Origin of the sequence: Candidatus Borkfalkia ceftriaxoniphila (assembly GCF_004134775.1) — a bacterium.
Classification (GTDB): Bacteria; Bacillota; Clostridia; order Christensenellales; family Borkfalkiaceae; genus Borkfalkia; species Borkfalkia ceftriaxoniphila.
In genome coordinates, this window is sequence record NZ_SDOZ01000002.1 from 1734418 (window position 1) to 1750687 (window position 16270).

Sequence of the window (16270 nt, forward strand, 5' to 3'; positions counted from 1 at the left end):
CATGAAAAAATTTCTTGCCTTAATTCTTTCGGCGCTGCTCGCTGCGGGACTGTGCGGCTGCGCGCCGTCGGGCGGCGGCGACGATCCGCCGGGCGGTCAGATATCCGCGGAGCAAAAAGAACTCAACGAAATGCTGGCTGCGCTTTCCGAAGAGGAATTCACCTATTCGCAACTCATGGGAACGGACAGTCTCGGCAGGCGCGTCGAGCCGACCGCGGGCGTCGAAAACAAATACGTCGGCATCTTCTATTTCGTCAACCTCGGCGCGAGCGGTCATAACAAGATCTACGACATTTCCAAATTGTTGGAACGATACGGCAGCGAAACGGAGAACAATCCGCTCTTCGCCCTTCCCGACAGCGCCGCGTACGATGCGGAGATCAGCCCGTACACTTCCTTTCATTACTGGGGCGAGCCGCTTTACGGCTACTATAAGTCGGAGGACGAGTGGGTGATACGCCGCCATATGGAGTTATTCATGCAGGCGGGCATCGATTTTCTGTATCTGGATTATTCCAATTCCACCTACGAATATTCGACTGCCGTGCAGGCGATTTTGAAAGTCATTCTGGAATTGCAGGAAGAAGGGTATGAAAACGTGCCCCTTCTCACCTTTATGCTTCCCGACAACGAGTCGGACAGCGCGGCGAAAGTTTCCTCGCTCTACGAAAACTGGTACACCGATTCCAAATACAAAACCTGTTGGTTCCGCGGCGACAGGGAGATCAATCCCGCGTATAAACCCATGGTCGTCGGGCATTTTTCCAAGGTCACGGACGAAAAGATCCAAAAAAATCTGTGGCTCAAAGAGATGCAGTGGCCTTCGGACTCCGCGGACGAAAACTCTTTTCCTTGGATCGAATGGAACGAGGCGGGCACGAGCCAGCCGAATCACGGCGGCACGATGAATGTTTCCGTCGCGCAGCACGTGCGCTCCTGGTCGAGCACGAGTTATCTCGACAGTTTGAAGGGCGGGCACAGTTACGCATACCGCGCGCGGGGCTGGACGGAGAACGAACCGAACGAATACGGCGTCGATCCCGACAACGTGCTTGCGGGCACCAATTTCGAGTTTCAGTGGAAAAACGCTTTAAACGCGAAAGACGATCTGAACATGGTCACGATCACGGGCTGGAACGAGTGGGCGGCGCCCAAGATCAGTTACTCCACTTCGTATGCGGTGTTCAACGACCTGTTCAACTGCGCTTTTTCGCGCGATGCGGAGATGATGAAGGGCGGCTACGGTGACAACTACTATATGCAGATCGCCCGCAACGTGCGGAATTTCAAGGGGAAATCGGTAAACAATACCGATAACGTGGCGCTCTTCGAAAAGGCGTCCGTCGCTTCCGCCGCAGACGTTTCCGCGCTTCCCGCCGTGTTTTGCGACGTCGGCGCGGACGCCGCGCCGCGCACGTCCTTTTCGGTAGGCGATATTTACGATTATACTGACCGCACCGACCGCAACAATATCGTAAAAGTTTTGATCGGCAACGACGAAAATAATCTGTACGTCGCCGTGATTTGCAAGGAGAAGATCACCGAGCGCGCGGGAAACGACGAAAACTGGATGAACGTCTATCTTTCCTGCGGCGGGAAGGGCTGGGAGAATTACGATTTCGTCGTCGGCCGCGGCATGGAAGGCAACAGCGCGCGCGTGGAGAAATTCACGGGCGTCGGCAGTGCGGCGAGCGCCGTCGGAAACGCGGTCTGTTCGGTTTCCGATAAGACCGTGCTTTACCAAATCCCGCTCTCCTTGCTCGGCGTCAGGGAGCATACCGTCGTCGGCGTCAAAGCGACCGACAATCTGCAAAAATTCGGAGATATCGACGATTTCTACTATTCGGGCGACAGCGCGCCCCTCGGCAGGCTCAATTACGCATATAAAATCGCATAACGAAAAGCCCCGTACCGAAATGTCGGTACGGGGCTTTTTCAGTTTTTACATACGGCGATCTGTATAGAACTTTCCGAAGAAATAAAATATTTATCCGCGGCGCAGGCGGGCAAAAAGAAATAATCGCCTCTTTTCAGTTGTTCGCCGTAATTTTCGCCCCGAATCATGCCTTCGCCTTCGAGGACGACGCACAGGGCGGGCGCGCGGCCGAGCGTTTCTTTTCCCCGCGTGATCGACAGGCGCTCTACCGAAAAACAGGGCGTGTCTTTTTCGCCGATCAAAGATTCCCAAAGCGCGGCATTTGTTTTTCGGATGATTTTCGGGCGTTTTTTCGCGCGCAGAGCGACGTCGGTCCCGCATGACCCGAAGTCGAAACAGTCGAGCGCCTCGTCTTTTTTCAGTCCCAGATACATTTCCCGCTCGTTTAAAAGATAGTCGCCGCACCAATATTCGGGCTGGATGGTAAAATCGGTCGGCTCCTGCACTTCGAGGATCAGGCATCCCGCGCCGATCGCGTGCACCGTGCGCGCGGGGATGAGATAGACGTCGCCCTCTCGTACCTCTACGCGGTTCAGATAGGGGAGCATCGCGTCGGGGGCTGTTTTCGTTTGCTCCGCGAGTTCGGAAAATCTTTCTTTGGAAATTTTTCGTCCGAACCCGAGATAAATACACGCATCGGGACGCGTTTTCAGGATCAGCCACATTTCCGTCTTGCCGAACGTGCTATTTAGATATTTTTCCGAAAACGCCCTGTCGGGGTGCGTCTGCACGGGCAGCCGTTCGGCGCTGTCGAGCACCTTCACGAGCACGTCGAAACGGTTGTTTTCTCCGAACAGCAGTTCGGGACGGCGTGCGGCAAGTTCCGCAAAGGAAACGTTTTCGCCGCGCACGACGGACAGACCTTCGCCGTCCTCTTTGTCCATCGCACGCACAAGGCTTCCCACCCATTCTTCGGGTTTGCGGGAATCCTTCGGCTCGTCGCCGAAAAAGTCGTGGAATAAAAGTCCGCCGCGGTACACGCGGCTCACGCGGTTGCGCTCGAAAAACAGGGGGCGCGTACAGAGTTTTGTATCTTCCATCATTGTTCTCCTCGATAGCGTATCATGTTGCTCAGATCGGAAAGGGGCGTATTTTCCAGCGCGGACAGGGCGCAGAGCGCCGCGCCGACAGCCGCTTCCTCTTCGTATAGGGGGATTAAAAGGGGCAGGGAAAAGCGTTCGGCAACGAGTTGCGCCAAAAGCGCGTTTTTTCGGATGCCGTTTCCCGAACCCACCAAAGTTTGCGGCGCTCTTTCGAGCGGAAAGCGGCGAAACGCCCGATACAGTTCCTCGCATATGCCCGAAAGCGTTGCAAGCGCGAACTGCTGCGGCGTAAATTCCTGCGCGCCGATATTCGCGTAGGACGCCCGCAGCGCGGGGTTTTCGCGCGTGCCGCAAAAATAGGGCGCGCACTCGATCTTACGCGGCGCGCGCATCGTCTCCCTCGCTCCTCCGTTCATGCGTTCGTACGCGTCATCGGGCAGGGAGAGCGAAAACATTTTCAGCGTTTCGGCGAAAAAATTTCTGAGAAGGGAATAGGCATACCCGCCTGCGAGCGACGAACCCGTCATTAAATATTTGCCCTCGAAATAGGGGCGGAATTCCGCGCCGCTCTCGGGCAGATAACAATCCGAAACGACGGAAACCTGGCTCCCCGTGCCCACGTTCACGAGCGCCGAGTCCTTTGTAACGGAGGCGAGGACGCTCGCCTGATTATCGCCGACGGCGACGCACACCGCGACGTTTTCCGCCGTGCGGCCGATGATCTTTAAGCCGCAAGCCGTTTCGGGCAGAAAGGAAACGGGCAGATCTGCGCGTTCCGCCGCGCCGAGATCGAAACGGAGATGATCGAGATCGAACAGACCGAAACTCGCGGCGTCGGAAACGTGCGCGACGGGTGCGGACGCGCCGCAGAGTTTCATGGCGACGAAATCGTGTATCGTGCAGATTTTTGCCGCGCCCGCGGGCGTAAGTCGGTTTATTTCATTGTAAAAGAGCGTCGTCAGCCCGTAGCCCGACGCCATGCGACGGCCGGTCGTCCGCGTCAGGGCTTGCGCGTAGGATTCGCCGCGCTCGAACAACCGTTCCCCGCGCTCGTCCTGCCAGGTGTAGAGGGGCGAGAGCGGCTCGCCCTTGCCGTCGAGATAGAGCATGCCGTGCATCTGCCCCGTCAGCCCCACGGCGGCCGCGTCGGGAAATTCGGCGAGCAGCGCCCCGTACAACTTCTTGCATATTTCGAAAATGCGCCGCGGGTCCTGCAACCGTTCGAAAGGGCGTGCGGGAAGGGCGCTGTCGTTGGCAAGCGTGATCGCCCTCAAAAGAGTTCCGCTGTCCGCGTCGAGCGCCGCGCCGCACACGGTAGTGGTGCCCACGTCGATACCGATGATCTTCATGCCGCCTCCTAACAGGTCGTCGAACCGAGGTCCAGCCGTCGGATGATATCCTTCTGTATCTCGGGCGACAAGTCGAGAAAATTGACGAACGTACCGTGAATGCGCACGATATACACGCCGCTCGGTGCGTAAATTTGCGGCTGTTCGAGCACTTTTCGCAGCATTTCGGGAGTAGTCACGTTGAAATATACGTAAAACGGCGCGGGTTTGCCTTTATCGGCGCTGAAAAACAGGGGACCGAAAATCTTTTTCTTAAATTCCAGACCCTTTTCTTCCATCGTTTTTCCCGTAAAATAGCGGGGATTCAGACCGAGATGGGAAGCGTAGCCGCCGTCGAATCGCTCAAAGGGCAGTTTCATTGTCGAGAGCAGGCGGAACCCCAGACCGCTGGTCGCTTCGCCGTACAGCGGATCGACGCCGTAGCCGAGCATTTCGCGCGCCTTGCGCCCGTCGGGCGTCGCGCCCACCCAATAACCGTACAAAAGGTGGGTGGACGGACTGCTCCAATCGGGGCGGAAAGGATTGTTCAACAAATTTCTCTGCGCGGAAACGAGTCGGGAGATCCTGTCCGCGATCTCGGCCGCCTCCTTGTCGGGCGCGTCCAGATTGTTGCCGTATTTGGGGCGGGAAAGAAGGTATTCCCGCAGCGGTTCGTCCCCTTCGAAATTATTTTTCAGAGCGTTGATCAGCCGTTCGCTTTCGTTCGGATAGTCTTTTAAAAATTCGTCTATGGCGATGAAGGAATCCGCGACCACCGCGAGCCCGTGGATCAGGCACCCGCTGCCGTTGTATTTGGTGCCCTGACGCCGCACGTCGCGCGCGTCGACGCCGCTTTCCATGCCGCCGAGAAAGGCGGAGAGAAAGGGGACGGGCAGGGCGGCGACCGCCTCCGTCGCGCCGTTTGCGGCTTTCACCATGCGCGATACGAACTTTTCGACGTTTTCGTAAAACAGCGCGCGTACGTTTTGCAGGATCTCTTTCGCGCTTTTGCCGCTTTTTTCGCCGATCTCGGCGCCGCTGATGAGCGAAACGCCGTCCGTGAGCGTCAGTTCGAGGATCTTTGCCAGATTGAGCCAACTGTTGGTGGTGTTTCCGTTGTCTTTTCCCGAAATCAGCGGTTCCTGACAGCCCGCCACCGCGTAATTTTCTAGATCTTCTTCGTCCGCGCCGCGGCTTTTTAAGACGGGAAAGAGCGAATCGTCGTTGAATACGGACGGTGTAAGGCAGCCGGGCGTGAAGAAGAATTTTCCCATTTCCCGATACAGTTCGTCGGGCGTGCCGCCGTGCACTTTGACGGAAAGAATGGGCTGGGGCAGGTTCATTTCGTAATAAGCGTCGAGCAGGGCGTAAGAGGTTAAATTCGTCAGATCCCGCCCGTCGGCGCTTTTGCCGCCGACGATCAGATTCTGCGAGATCGCCCAACTTCGGTCGCCCACGTTGAAAAAGACGAGCAGATGTTTGAACAGCCCCGCCGCCGTTTCGCGCGGCGTGTTTTCAATGGCGCGGAAAGGTTCGAAAATGCGGTCCGCGTTGCCCACGGAAAAGGCGAACGGATTGGGCGCCTGCTCCATGCACATGACCTGCCACAATAAGATAAAACTTTGCAGCGCCTCAAATAAATTCTCCGCCCCGCGCGCGGGCACTTTTTCCAACGTGCGTATGAGGAGGGCGAGTTCTTCTCGGCGCTGTCCGTCCGCGGTTTTTTGCAGCCGTCTGGCAAGTTCCGCGTACCTCTTTGCAAGTACTTCCGCGCAGGAGAGCGCTATATCCATCGCCTCGAACACGGTCTTTTTCTCCGCGTCCGCGCACTCGTTTGCCGCATTTTCCGCCTCCTCGCGCAGGGCGTGCGTGCCGCGCCGCAGGGCGGGGCGAAAGTCGGGCACGAGATGCCCCGTCACCTGTTCGACGAAATACGCCGCCTCGCGCGTATCGTTTTCCGCCTCTTCGTACACTATTTTCAGCCGTCGGACGTATTCGCTCCGTTCTGATAAGCGGCGTACCTTGTCGATGCGCTCCTCGGTAAATTCCTCGTTCGGCTCGATGTCGCGAAATACCGCGGCAGGGTCGCAGTAGCCGTTGAAAGTGCTCACTTTGAAGTTGGGATTGATGAGCGCGTAACTCTTGGCGAACGCGTCCCTCTGGGTGCCCGCGAACACCGCGTTTTCGTCGAGCGAGAGGGGAATGCGTTCGCATACCCGCAAAAGCGCGCGCGCTTTTCTCAGTGCCGCGGGGATAAAAGGGTGCGCGCTTTCGTATTCTTCGCTGATCTCGCGGATCAGAAACCATCCGTCCAGCCTTTTGATCTTGCGCTCGTTCGCGAACAGCCTTCGCGCCTTTTCGTCCAGGATTTTGTCCGTATAAACGCTATCCTTCTGCATATCTTACTCCTTTACGTCTTTACGACGTTCAAATGATTTTGCCGATAGATTTCGGCGTAAGTCTGCACGGTCTGTTCGGACACGAACGCGTCGGTCACGGCGTATTCGCGCCCGCATTTTTTCCACTTTGCCTTTCCGTACTCGTGATAGGGCAAAAACTCGAATTTCGCCCGTTCGCCGCCGTTTTTCCGATAAAACGCGGCGAACGCCTCCGCGTCGTTTTGCGTGTCGTTGAAACCTTTGATCAGCACCGTGCGGACGAGCAGATTCGGGTGCAGGGAAAACGCGGCGCAAAGATTTTCTTTCACCGCGCGGTTATGCTGTCCGGTCGCCGCAAAGTGCGCCCCGTCATCCCAGTGCTTGAAATCGAGGATCAAAGCGTCGAGCAGGGGAAAAAGTTCGGCAAGGCGCGGGTGCGTCGCGTTGCTCTCGATGGCGGCGGAGATCCCCGCTTTTTTTAAAAGAATCAGCGCCGTTTTCAATTCTTCGAACTGCAAAGTCGGCTCCCCGCCCGTAAAGGTCACGCCGCCGCCGTCGAAAAACAGCGCGCGGCAGGAGAGCGCCTCCGAATAAATTTCTTCGGGCGATAAGTTTTCGCCGCCCGTTTCCATGCACTCGGGGTTGGAACACCACGGGCAGCGCATATTGCAGCCCGTCAGATGATACACCAGCCGATTGCCCGGACCGTCCTGCGAATAGTTGAAACCTTTTTGAAATATCTGCATTGTTTCCTCGATAATTAAATGATTTGACAAATATAGTATAACGCTAATTTTTTCATTTGTAAATCGAATTAACAAATAATTTTATTTGATTGACAAATTTTTCCGCGCGGGGTATAATAAAGGAAATGGAAAACACGTTGAACGCATCGCGGATGAAAAAGCGCAACCGCGCGGAAATATTGCGGCTTATACGGCAGACGGGCTGTTCCCGCGCGGAACTTGCCAAAAGGACGGGGCTCACGCGCGCCGCGGTCTCGCTAATCGTGGACGAGTGCCTGCGTCTCGGCATGCTCGAAGAGGGCGACAAAAATCCTTCGGCGGTTGGGCGCAGATCCGTGGGGCTGCGTACGCGCGGCGGCTACGGGCACCGCATCGGGCTGAATATCTCGCGCGAGGCGTACACGCTGGGCCTGGTCGATTTCGGGGGCAAGATCATACGTTCCTTTCGGAAAGAAATTTCGGCCGATCTTGCGCCGACGGAAGCGCTCGGAGAGATCTGCGAAATAATACGGGCGATGAAAGAGGGGGCGGAAGGCGTCTTCCTCGGTATCGGCGTCACCATGCCGGGGCCGCTTTCCAGAGAGAGCGGCGCGCTTTTGAAAGTCCCGAATCTCTCCGCGTGGAATGATTTCCCCGTCCGAAAATATTTCGAAGACGCGTTTTCCTGTCCGGTATGTCTCGATAACAATTCCAACGCAGCGGCACAGGCGGAACCTTTCTACAATCCCGATGTGCGCGGCGTCAGTTTTATGGAACTGATCGTCGATTCGGGGCTCGGAAGCGGCGTCATGCTCTATGCTGACGGGCGCGTCGTGGGGTTCGACTGCGAATTCGGCCACACCTCCCTTCGTTCGGACGGCGAAAAATGCAGTTGCGGCAATTTCGGCTGCGCGGAGTTGTACGCCTCGATGAAAGCGCTCCTGCGCTATGCGCAGAGCCTCGGCTGCCCGTATCGTTCGTGGGAGGGGATCGCCGACGGGTACCTCGCAGGCGACGCGCTCTGCAAGGAGGCTGTCGGGCGGGAAACGCTGTACCTCGGCCGCCTGCTCGTCAACGCGGTCAACTCGTTTGCGCTGGACGCGGTCGTATTCGCGGGTGAGATCGTCTATCGGTTTGAAGAGATCTTTGCCGCGCGGCTGCAAAAGATCGTGGAAGAGGGCTCCATCAAAAAGAAAAAAATCAAAATCGTGACGTCGAAGATCGGGAACGTGGAAATTCTCGCCTCGGCGAATCTGGTCGGCGAGTCCGACGGACAGGAGGATTAAATGAAAGAAACGACGCATCGTCTCATCGAAACGTTTTTCAAAGAGCACCCCGAAATGTCCTATCTTTTCGATCGCGCGTGCCTTGCCGTCGAAAAGATGGCGGGGGTCTATCTGCCGAATAAGATCATGACTTGCGGCAACGGCGGCAGTTTTTCCGACAGCGGCCATATCGTGGGCGAACTGATGAAATCGTTTTTGAAAAAACGCCCCGTTGCGCTCTCCGACGGGGATGAAACCGTTTACGGAAAATTGGAGGGCGCCGTGCCCGCTCTGTGCCTGGGGGAAAGTTCTCCGCTTGCGACGGCCGTTCTAAATGATATCGGCGGCGAATGGATCTTCGCGCAGCAGGTGTACGGTCTGGGCTGCGCGGGCGACGTGCTCATCGGGCTTTCCACTTCGGGCAATTCGGCGGGCGTTCTGCGCGCCGTGCGCGTCGCAAAAAGAAAGGGCGTCTTTACCGTCGCGATGACGGGACAAAGCGGCGGCGCGCTCAAAGAAGAATGCGACCTGCTTTTAAACGTGCCCGCTGCGGAAACCTACCGCGTGCAGGAACTGCATCTGCCTCTGTATCATCTGCTCTGCGCCGCCGTGGAATCGGAGCGTTGGGACTGAATAAACTGCATCATAAGCGTTTCGTTTTTGCGGAACGCTTTTTTTTATGAAAAAATAAATTTTTTATTCGGAACGCTTGACAAATAATTATGAATATATTATTATATGAATAGTTATTCATGTGTAAACCGAAGTTAAATTTATATAAGAGAGGAAAATCGTTATGGAAATAAAAGAAATCGAGCAAGATAAGAGCATGGCGGACGACGAAAGGAGCCGCTGCGAACACGAAGCGTCCGTGCAAAAGGTGCGGTGCAGTATGCCCTCGGAGGAGGACGTGGCGACGATGTGCGCGGCGTTCAAAGCGTTGGGCGAACCTTCGCGCATGAAGATCCTTCTCGCCTTGGCGGAAGGGGAAATGTGCGTGTATCACATCGCGGAGGCGGTGGAGGGGCAGCAGAGCGCGGTATCGCATCAACTGCGGATATTGCGCGACAGCCGTATCATCAAATCCCGCCGCGACGGAAAAAATATTTTATATTCCCTTGCGGACGAACACGTGGCGAAAATCATTGAAATGAGCCGCGAGCATCTTTCTTGCTGAACGAGGAGTATTTTATGCAGAAACACATACAACTTTCCGGACTGGACTGCGCGGCGTGCGCGCTCGAACTGGAAGAGGAGATCCGCCGCGTGCGGGGCGTGCGCTCCGCCTCCGTGGATTTTATGAAACAGCGGCTGTCGCTCGAATGCGACGATGAAGAAACGCTGGAAAAAGTCAAACGGGTGGCGTCGAATTTCGAAGAGGTGAAAGTCATAGAAGAGCCGCTGCGTGCGGCAAAACCGAACGTCTGGAAGACCTATCGGGCGGACATCCTCTGTATCGCGTTTTCGGCGGCGCTTCTGTTGGCGACGTTTTTCATTCCCGAACGCTATTCCGTCGCGCTGTACGTGCTGTATGCGCTTTCCTACGCGTCGGTCGCCGCGTCCATCGTGTGGACGACCGTGAAAAATCTTGCGCACGGGCGCATTTTCGATGAAAATTTTCTCATGACCATCGCTTCGATCGGTGCGATCTGTCTGGCGCAATACGCCGAGGCGATCGAGGTCATGCTGCTGTACCGCTTGGGCGAACTGCTGCAGAGCATCGTGGTGGGGGCCTCCCGCAAGTCCATTGCCGACCTGATGGACTTAAAGAGCGAGAGCGCCACCGTTTTAACCGAAAACGGGCAGAAGACCGTAACGCCCGAACAAATAGAGATCGGGGATGTGATGCTCGTAAAAGCGGGCGAAAAGATCGCGGTGGACGGGGTAGTCGTCAAAGGCAGGACGGCGCTGGACGTCAAATCGCTCAGCGGCGAGGCTGCGTTTGCGGACGTTTCGGAGGGCGACGCCGTTTTGGGCGGCAGCATCAACGCGGGCGGCGTCATCGAAGTGCGCGCCGAAAAGGCGTACAGCGACAGCACGGTCGCCAAAATTTTAGACCTTGTGGAAAATTCCACGGCAAAGAAGGCGAAACCCGAAAAATTCATTACGAAATTCGCAAAGATCTATACGCCCGTCGTCTGTCTGGCGGCTGCCGTGGTGGCGTTTCTCGTCCCCCTGTTTACGGGCAATCATTACGCCGATTTCGGCGACTGGGTCTACCGCGCGCTCGTCTTTTTAGTCATTTCCTGCCCCTGCGCATTGGTCATATCCGTGCCGCTCTCCTATTTCAGCGGCATCGGCTTTGCGGCGAAACACGGGATACTGGTCAAAGGTTCCACCTCCTTAGACACGCTCGCCCGCACGAAGATCGCCGCGTTCGACAAGACGGGCACGCTGACGCTGGGCGACTTCTGCGTCTCCGCCGCGCATCCCGTAAAGGAGGGGGAACGCGAATTTCTGCTTGCCGTCGCCGCGGCCGCCGAACAAAAATCCTCGCATCCTTTGGCGCGCGCTTTTGCGGGGATCGCTCCCTTGGGCGAGGCGGAGGACGTCTTCGAAATTTCGGGGCGCGGGATAAAGTGCAGGATAAACGACAAGACCGCGCTCGTCGGCAACGCCAAACTACTCGCGGAAAACGGCGTCGCGTTCGAGCCTGCGGAGGCGGACGGCACGCTCGTGTACGCGGCGTACGATAATAAGTATCTTGGGTTTTTGGAGATCGAAGACAAGATCAAAGAAAACGCGCGGGAGTCGCTCGCGGCGCTCAAAAAACTCGGCGTTTCCCGTACGGTCATGCTTACGGGCGATAACAGCCGCCGCGCCGAAAAGGTGGCGGCCGCAGTGGGGCTGGACGAAACGTACAGCGAACTTTTGCCCGATCAAAAACTGGAGATCGCGTCGAAACTCAAAAAAGAGGGCGCGCTCACCTATGTCGGCGACGGCATCAACGACGCGCCCGTGCTCATCGAGGCGGATACGGGCGTTTCCATGGGCGGCGTGGGCAGCGACGCGGCCATCGAGGCGTCGGACGCGGTGCTCGTTTCCGACGATCTTTCAAAGGTACCGCTCGCGGTGCGCATCGCGCGCAAGACCCGCGCGGTGGTCGTGCAGAACATCGCATTTTCCATCGCCGTCAAATTGATCCTCATGGTTTTAGGGCTTCTGGATATCGTGCCTTTGTGGGTGGCGGTGCTGGCTGACGTGGGCGTGATGATGCTCGCGGTGCTCAATTCTTTCCGCACGCGGACGGGCTTTTCAAACGGGAAGGGCAAAGAGACCGCCTGTACCTGCGGCGGCTGCTGCGAACGTTCCCGCGAAGAGTAAAAATAATGATTTGACACAGAGCGCGTATTAAAACGCGCTCTCTTTTTGTCACGGCGCAATATGACAAAATTTTTAAAAAATGTGTTCATTCGATTGCGTTTGTTACGGTCTTGTGATAAAATAGTTATAGTTTATTATTTTCACGGAGGTTTAAGATGGTTGATAATCAACAGACCGATGAAGTCGAAGAGAAACAGCCTGCGGAGAACGCGCCCGTCGGCGACGCCGTCGCCGCTCCCGTATATACGGGATTTAAGGGCAAACTCGATAACTTTTTCGGCATCAGCAAGATGGGCTCCAACTTCAAGACCGAGATATTAGCGGGCTTGACCACGTTTATGACGATGGTTTATATCCTCATCGTAAACGCGAATATGTTCGGCGATCCGTTCAGCACCGGAAATCACGAATTGGGACAACTCGTTTTGGGCGTGTCGTTCGGCGCGATGTATATCGTTACGGCGCTTTCCGCGATCGTGGGTACATTGCTCATGGCGTTCCTCGCGAAACTGCCGTTCGCGCAGGCTTCGGGCATGGGGCTCAACGCTTTCTTTGTCTATACGATTTGCGTAGGCATGGGATATTCGTATGCCAACGGCTTGCTTATCGTGCTGTGCTCGGGCGTTCTGTTTTTGATCCTCACTCTCGTCGGTGCGCGCCGCGCCATCGTCAGAGCGGTGCCGCAGTCGATCCGTATCGCGATCCCCGCGGGTATCGGCCTCTTTATCGCCTTTGTCGGCATGCAGAATGCGGGCTTGGTGGTTTTGAATGAATCCACGAAAGTAGCGCTCATTTCCTTTAACGTCTTAAATTTCACGTCGAACGGTCTTGCCATGATCGCGGCGGTTGTTTCGATCATCTCGCTTTTGCTCATTGCCATTCTTTCCAAGTTGAAAGTCAAAGCGGCTATGGTCATCGGCATCGTCGGCAGCGCCGTTCTCTATTACGTGTTTGCCGGTATCGGCGTGGCGGCGGGTTCGCAGGTTTGCATCGATATGTTCAACCAGATCGAGTTCAATAATCCTCTGAACGCGTTCAAAGATTTCGGCAACATGGCTTTCGGACAAGTCTTTATGGAAGGCTTCAAGGGCATCGGCGCCAATCAGATCTTCGACTTTGTCGCGGCGCTCATCGCGTTCGCCATGGTCGATATGTTCGATACCATCGGTACTCTGATGGGCACCTGCCAGGCTGCCGGCAAAGAGAGCGGGCTCATCGACGAAAACGGCGAAGTGAAAAATATCCAGAAAGCGCTGCTCTGCGACTCCATCGCAACCTGCACGGGCGCTATTTTGGGTACTTCCACCGTCACGACCTTCGTGGAATCCTCTTCGGGCGTGTCCGAAGGCGGCAGAACGGGCTTTACCTCTTTGATGGTCGCGCTCTTCTTCGCAGTCGCAATGTTCCTCAGTCCCGTCGCGCAACTCATCCCCAGCGCGGCTACGGCGGGCGCTTTGATGTACGTCGGCGTTCTGATGATGAGAAACGTCGTCGATATCGATTGGAAAGACCCCGCGGCGGCTGTCCCCGCGTTCCTGACCATCACCATGATGTCCTTTACGTATTCCATTTCGTACGGCATCGCGGCTGGTTTCATTTCCTACACGATCATCAAACTGTGCACGGGTAAATACAAGGATATCAGCCCCGTTACGGCGATCCTTTCGCTCATCTTCCTGTTTACCTTCCTGTTCACGCACTAAATCATCGACCGAAAGCCCCGCAAATGCGGGGCTTTTATTTTTTTGCGATTTGCTTTGCTAAAATCGGAAAATATGATATAATAACGGCATAATTCACGAGAGGTAAAAAGGCTATGCTGAAAAATGAGATCGAGCAGGGTACGGGCCGCCGAAAGGCCGACCTCGTATTGAAAAACGGGCGTTTCGTCAATGTGTTCACGGGAGAGGTGACTGCGGCGGATATCGCGGTCTGCGGCGGCAAGATCGTCGGGTTCGGCGCGTACGAGGGGGAAGAGGAAATAGACATTTCGGGCAAAATCGTCCTTCCCGGGTATATCGATGCGCACGTGCACATCGAAAGTTCGCAACTCACGCCCGAGGAGTTTTCCAAACTCGTTCTGCCGCGCGGCACCACGACCGTCATCGCCGACCCGCACGAGATCATCAACGTCTGCGGTATAGAGGGCGCGAGGTATATTGCCGAGGCTTCGGCGGGCACCCCGCTCGAAGTGCACGTCATGCTGCCTTCCTGCGTGCCGGCAACGCCCTTTGAAACGAGCGGAGCCGTCATCACGGGCGAGGATACCGAAAAATATATCCGCGAAGATTTCGTGTTCGGTCTTGGCGAATTCATGAATTATCCGGGCGTCGTCAACACCGACGCGGACGTTCTGAAAAAATTGCAGGCGGCGATCGACGCGGGAAAAGTGATTGACGGCCACGCGCCCTCTACGGGCGGCAGGGAACTGAACGGCTATATCGCGGCGGCGATCCGTACCGACCACGAATGCGCCACGCCCGAAGAGGCGCGGGAAAAAGTTTCAAAGGGCATGTACGTGCACCTTCGGGAAGGCTCGGCAACGCGCAACGCCGCTTTGAACAGTCAGGCGGTGGACGCGAACAATATGCGCCGCTTTCTTTTCTGTACGGACGACAGGCACGCGGCGGACCTCGTCGCCAACGGGCATCTGGACAACGCCTTGCGCGTCGCGGTTAGAAGCGGGCTCGACCCCGTTCGGGCGGTCACCATCGCCACGCTCAACGCGGCGGAATGTTACGGCTTGCCGTACAAGGGAGCCGTCGCGCCCGCTTACGACGCCGACCTCGTCGTAGTGGACGATTTACAAAATTTCAATGCGAAACTGGTCGTCAAGGCGGGCAAAGTCGTCGCGAAAGAGGGGAAACCGCTCTTTACCTGTAAAAAATATATTCCCGACGCAGTGAAAAACACCGTCAAGATCAAGCCTGTTTCGGCGGACGATTTCAAGATCGCGCTCAAAGGCGCGCGCGCGAACGTCATGCGCATCGTCAAAGGCGGCGTGGTGACGGAAAAAGTCGTGCGCGAAGTGAAGAGCGCGAACGGCGACGTGCGGTTGAAGGGCACCGATCTTCTGAAACTCGCCATCGTGGAGCGGCATCACAGGACGGGCAATATCGGCAAGGCGCTTTTGGAAGGGTACGGGCTGAAAGGGGGCGCGATCGCGCTGACCATTTCGCACGACAGCCACAATATCGTCGTGCTCGGCGACGATAACGAGGATATGGCGGCGGCGGTCGCGGAACTCGAGCGCATCGGCGGCGGCATGGCGGTCATCGACAAAAAAAAGGCGTATTCTTATCCGCTGGATATTGCGGGGCTGATGAGCAGCGCCTCCGCCGAAGAATTCGTCGGGGCGTCGGAAGCGCTGCTCGAACGCGCCTACGCGATGGGCGTGAGCCGCGATTACGAAGCGTTCATGAGCCTTTCCTTTTTGGGACTTGCGGTCATACCCGAACTCAAACTGACCGACCGCGGATTGTTCGACGTTACGAAATTTTCGTTTATCGACATCGACGCGGAATAAAGCATACAATAAAAGAGCGGCGTCTACGGGGGACGCCGCTCTTTCGGTTAAGACTGCGCGGGAAACAGCGGAAATAACAGTTTTGAAAGTTGTTCCACGAGTTGCTCTTTGGATATTTTATTTTTTTGCAGTACCCACCATTTTACCGTCTGAACGAGCGCGCCCGCGAAACAATGCGCCGCGATTTCCGGTTGTACGGGAAAATATGCGCTCCCGCGCTGTATTTCTTTGAAAGAAAGTTGCATATTGAACGCGATCTGTTCGCAGATCATATCCGCCAAAAGTAAGAACATACTGCTCTCCGAGATCGATTTTACGAGTTTTTCGTGTTCGCACATAAATTCGATAAACGAGCGGAGAGCGCCTTCGTTGCAATAAGGCGCGCAGGCGTTGACAAGATTTTCATCGATAAACTTTTGCTGTATCTCCCGTACGAGAAATATGAAAAAGTCGTTTTTATCGGCAAAGTGCTTGTAAAAGGTGGCGCGCCGTATCATGGCGCGGCTGCACAACTCTTCCACGGTGATGTCCTCGAAATGCTTTTCTTCGAGTAGTTCCAAAAACGTGTCGGTCAGCGCTTTGTATGTTTTTTGAATGCGAAGATCCATGTTTCTCCTCTCGTACGGAAACGTTCGTCGGCAAAACGTCAATTATTTGACATTTGCGCCCAGATTGGTCATTGACTTTTTTTCTTATCTTTATTATAATATTATCCGTTACAAATGTCAATTAACTTTCAACTGTA

12 protein-coding genes are annotated in these 16270 nt (G+C 55.8%); 7 read left to right on the forward strand and 5 right to left on the reverse strand.

The window, feature by feature from the left end; all coding sequences use genetic code 11:
- Position 1 precedes the first annotated feature (1 nt).
- Entirely contained in the window at positions 2 to 1897 is a 1896-nt protein-coding gene (locus ESZ91_RS07815) for a hypothetical protein (protein ID WP_129225859.1), read from the forward strand.
- 38 nt (positions 1898 to 1935) lie between these two features.
- Here the strand turns inward: ESZ91_RS07815 and ESZ91_RS07820 are convergent, their stop codons facing one another.
- From ESZ91_RS07820 to ESZ91_RS07835, 4 genes are read right to left on the reverse strand one after another with little or no spacing between them, the layout of a single operon-like run.
- Positions 1936 to 2979 (reverse strand): class I mannose-6-phosphate isomerase, encoded by a 1044-nt coding sequence (locus ESZ91_RS07820; RefSeq protein WP_129225861.1) that lies wholly within the window; start codon positions 2977 to 2979, stop codon positions 1936 to 1938.
- Entirely contained in the window at positions 2976 to 4328 is a 1353-nt protein-coding gene (locus ESZ91_RS07825; protein WP_129225863.1) for a sedoheptulokinase, read from the reverse strand. Before ESZ91_RS07825 ends, ESZ91_RS07820 begins: the two co-directional genes overlap by 4 nt.
- Before the next feature lie 8 nt (positions 4329 to 4336).
- On the reverse strand, positions 4337 to 6706 hold the full coding sequence (locus ESZ91_RS07830; RefSeq protein WP_129225866.1) for a pyruvate formate lyase family protein: 2370 nt from the start codon (positions 6704 to 6706) through the stop codon (positions 4337 to 4339).
- A gap of 11 nt (positions 6707 to 6717) precedes the next feature.
- Positions 6718 to 7431 carry a radical SAM protein gene (locus ESZ91_RS07835; RefSeq protein WP_129225868.1) on the reverse strand — a complete coding sequence of 238 codons (714 nt, stop codon included), beginning with the start codon at positions 7429 to 7431 and terminating at the stop codon, positions 6718 to 6720.
- A 125-nt stretch (positions 7432 to 7556) separates the two neighbouring features.
- Between ESZ91_RS07835 and ESZ91_RS07840 the strand changes: the two genes are divergently transcribed.
- From ESZ91_RS07840 to ade, 6 genes are all read left to right on the forward strand, one after another.
- Positions 7557 to 8696 carry an ROK family transcriptional regulator gene (locus ESZ91_RS07840; protein WP_129225870.1) on the forward strand — a complete coding sequence of 380 codons (1140 nt, stop codon included), beginning with the start codon at positions 7557 to 7559 and terminating at the stop codon, positions 8694 to 8696.
- Positions 8697 to 9308, forward strand: a complete 612-nt coding sequence (locus tag ESZ91_RS07845; protein WP_129225872.1) for a D-sedoheptulose-7-phosphate isomerase — start codon at positions 8697 to 8699, stop codon at positions 9306 to 9308.
- A 163-nt stretch (positions 9309 to 9471) separates the two neighbouring features.
- Positions 9472 to 9852 (forward strand): ArsR/SmtB family transcription factor, encoded by a 381-nt coding sequence (locus ESZ91_RS07850; protein WP_236082716.1) that lies wholly within the window; start codon positions 9472 to 9474, stop codon positions 9850 to 9852.
- A gap of 14 nt (positions 9853 to 9866) precedes the next feature.
- Positions 9867 to 11999 (forward strand): heavy metal translocating P-type ATPase, encoded by a 2133-nt coding sequence (locus ESZ91_RS07855; protein ID WP_129225874.1) that lies wholly within the window; start codon positions 9867 to 9869, stop codon positions 11997 to 11999.
- Positions 12000 to 12154: 155 nt separating this feature from the next.
- A complete protein-coding gene (locus ESZ91_RS07860) occupies positions 12155 to 13702 on the forward strand; it encodes an NCS2 family permease (RefSeq protein ID WP_129225876.1) in 1548 nt (515 codons plus the stop codon).
- Between the two features lie 113 nt (positions 13703 to 13815).
- Positions 13816 to 15525 (forward strand): adenine deaminase, encoded by a 1710-nt coding sequence (ade, locus tag ESZ91_RS07865; RefSeq protein ID WP_129225878.1) that lies wholly within the window; start codon positions 13816 to 13818, stop codon positions 15523 to 15525.
- A 47-nt stretch (positions 15526 to 15572) separates the two neighbouring features.
- Here the strand turns inward: ade and ESZ91_RS07870 are convergent, their stop codons facing one another.
- Positions 15573 to 16133, reverse strand: a complete 561-nt coding sequence (locus ESZ91_RS07870) for a TetR/AcrR family transcriptional regulator (RefSeq protein WP_129225880.1) — start codon at positions 16131 to 16133, stop codon at positions 15573 to 15575.
- Positions 16134 to 16270 lie beyond the last annotated feature (137 nt).

Coding starts and splice junctions, on each gene's coding strand:
- ESZ91_RS07835 (WP_129225868.1), bottom strand. CDS start 7,431: ATGCAGATATTTCAAAAAGGTTTCAACTATTCGCAGGACGGTCCGGGC.
- ESZ91_RS07855 (WP_129225874.1), top strand. CDS start 9,867: ATGCAGAAACACATACAACTTTCCGGACTGGACTGCGCGGCGTGCGCG.
- ESZ91_RS07845 (WP_129225872.1), top strand. CDS start 8,697: ATGAAAGAAACGACGCATCGTCTCATCGAAACGTTTTTCAAAGAGCAC.
- ESZ91_RS07825 (WP_129225863.1), bottom strand. CDS start 4,328: ATGAAGATCATCGGTATCGACGTGGGCACCACTACCGTGTGCGGCGCG.
- ESZ91_RS07820 (WP_129225861.1), bottom strand. CDS start 2,979: ATGATGGAAGATACAAAACTCTGTACGCGCCCCCTGTTTTTCGAGCGC.
- ESZ91_RS07840 (WP_129225870.1), top strand. CDS start 7,557: ATGGAAAACACGTTGAACGCATCGCGGATGAAAAAGCGCAACCGCGCG.
- ESZ91_RS07860 (WP_129225876.1), top strand. CDS start 12,155: ATGGTTGATAATCAACAGACCGATGAAGTCGAAGAGAAACAGCCTGCG.
- ade (WP_129225878.1), top strand. CDS start 13,816: ATGCTGAAAAATGAGATCGAGCAGGGTACGGGCCGCCGAAAGGCCGAC.
- ESZ91_RS07815 (WP_129225859.1), top strand. CDS start 2: ATGAAAAAATTTCTTGCCTTAATTCTTTCGGCGCTGCTCGCTGCGGGA.
- ESZ91_RS07850 (WP_236082716.1), top strand. CDS start 9,472: ATGGAAATAAAAGAAATCGAGCAAGATAAGAGCATGGCGGACGACGAA.
- ESZ91_RS07870 (WP_129225880.1), bottom strand. CDS start 16,133: ATGGATCTTCGCATTCAAAAAACATACAAAGCGCTGACCGACACGTTT.
- ESZ91_RS07830 (WP_129225866.1), bottom strand. CDS start 6,706: ATGCAGAAGGATAGCGTTTATACGGACAAAATCCTGGACGAAAAGGCG.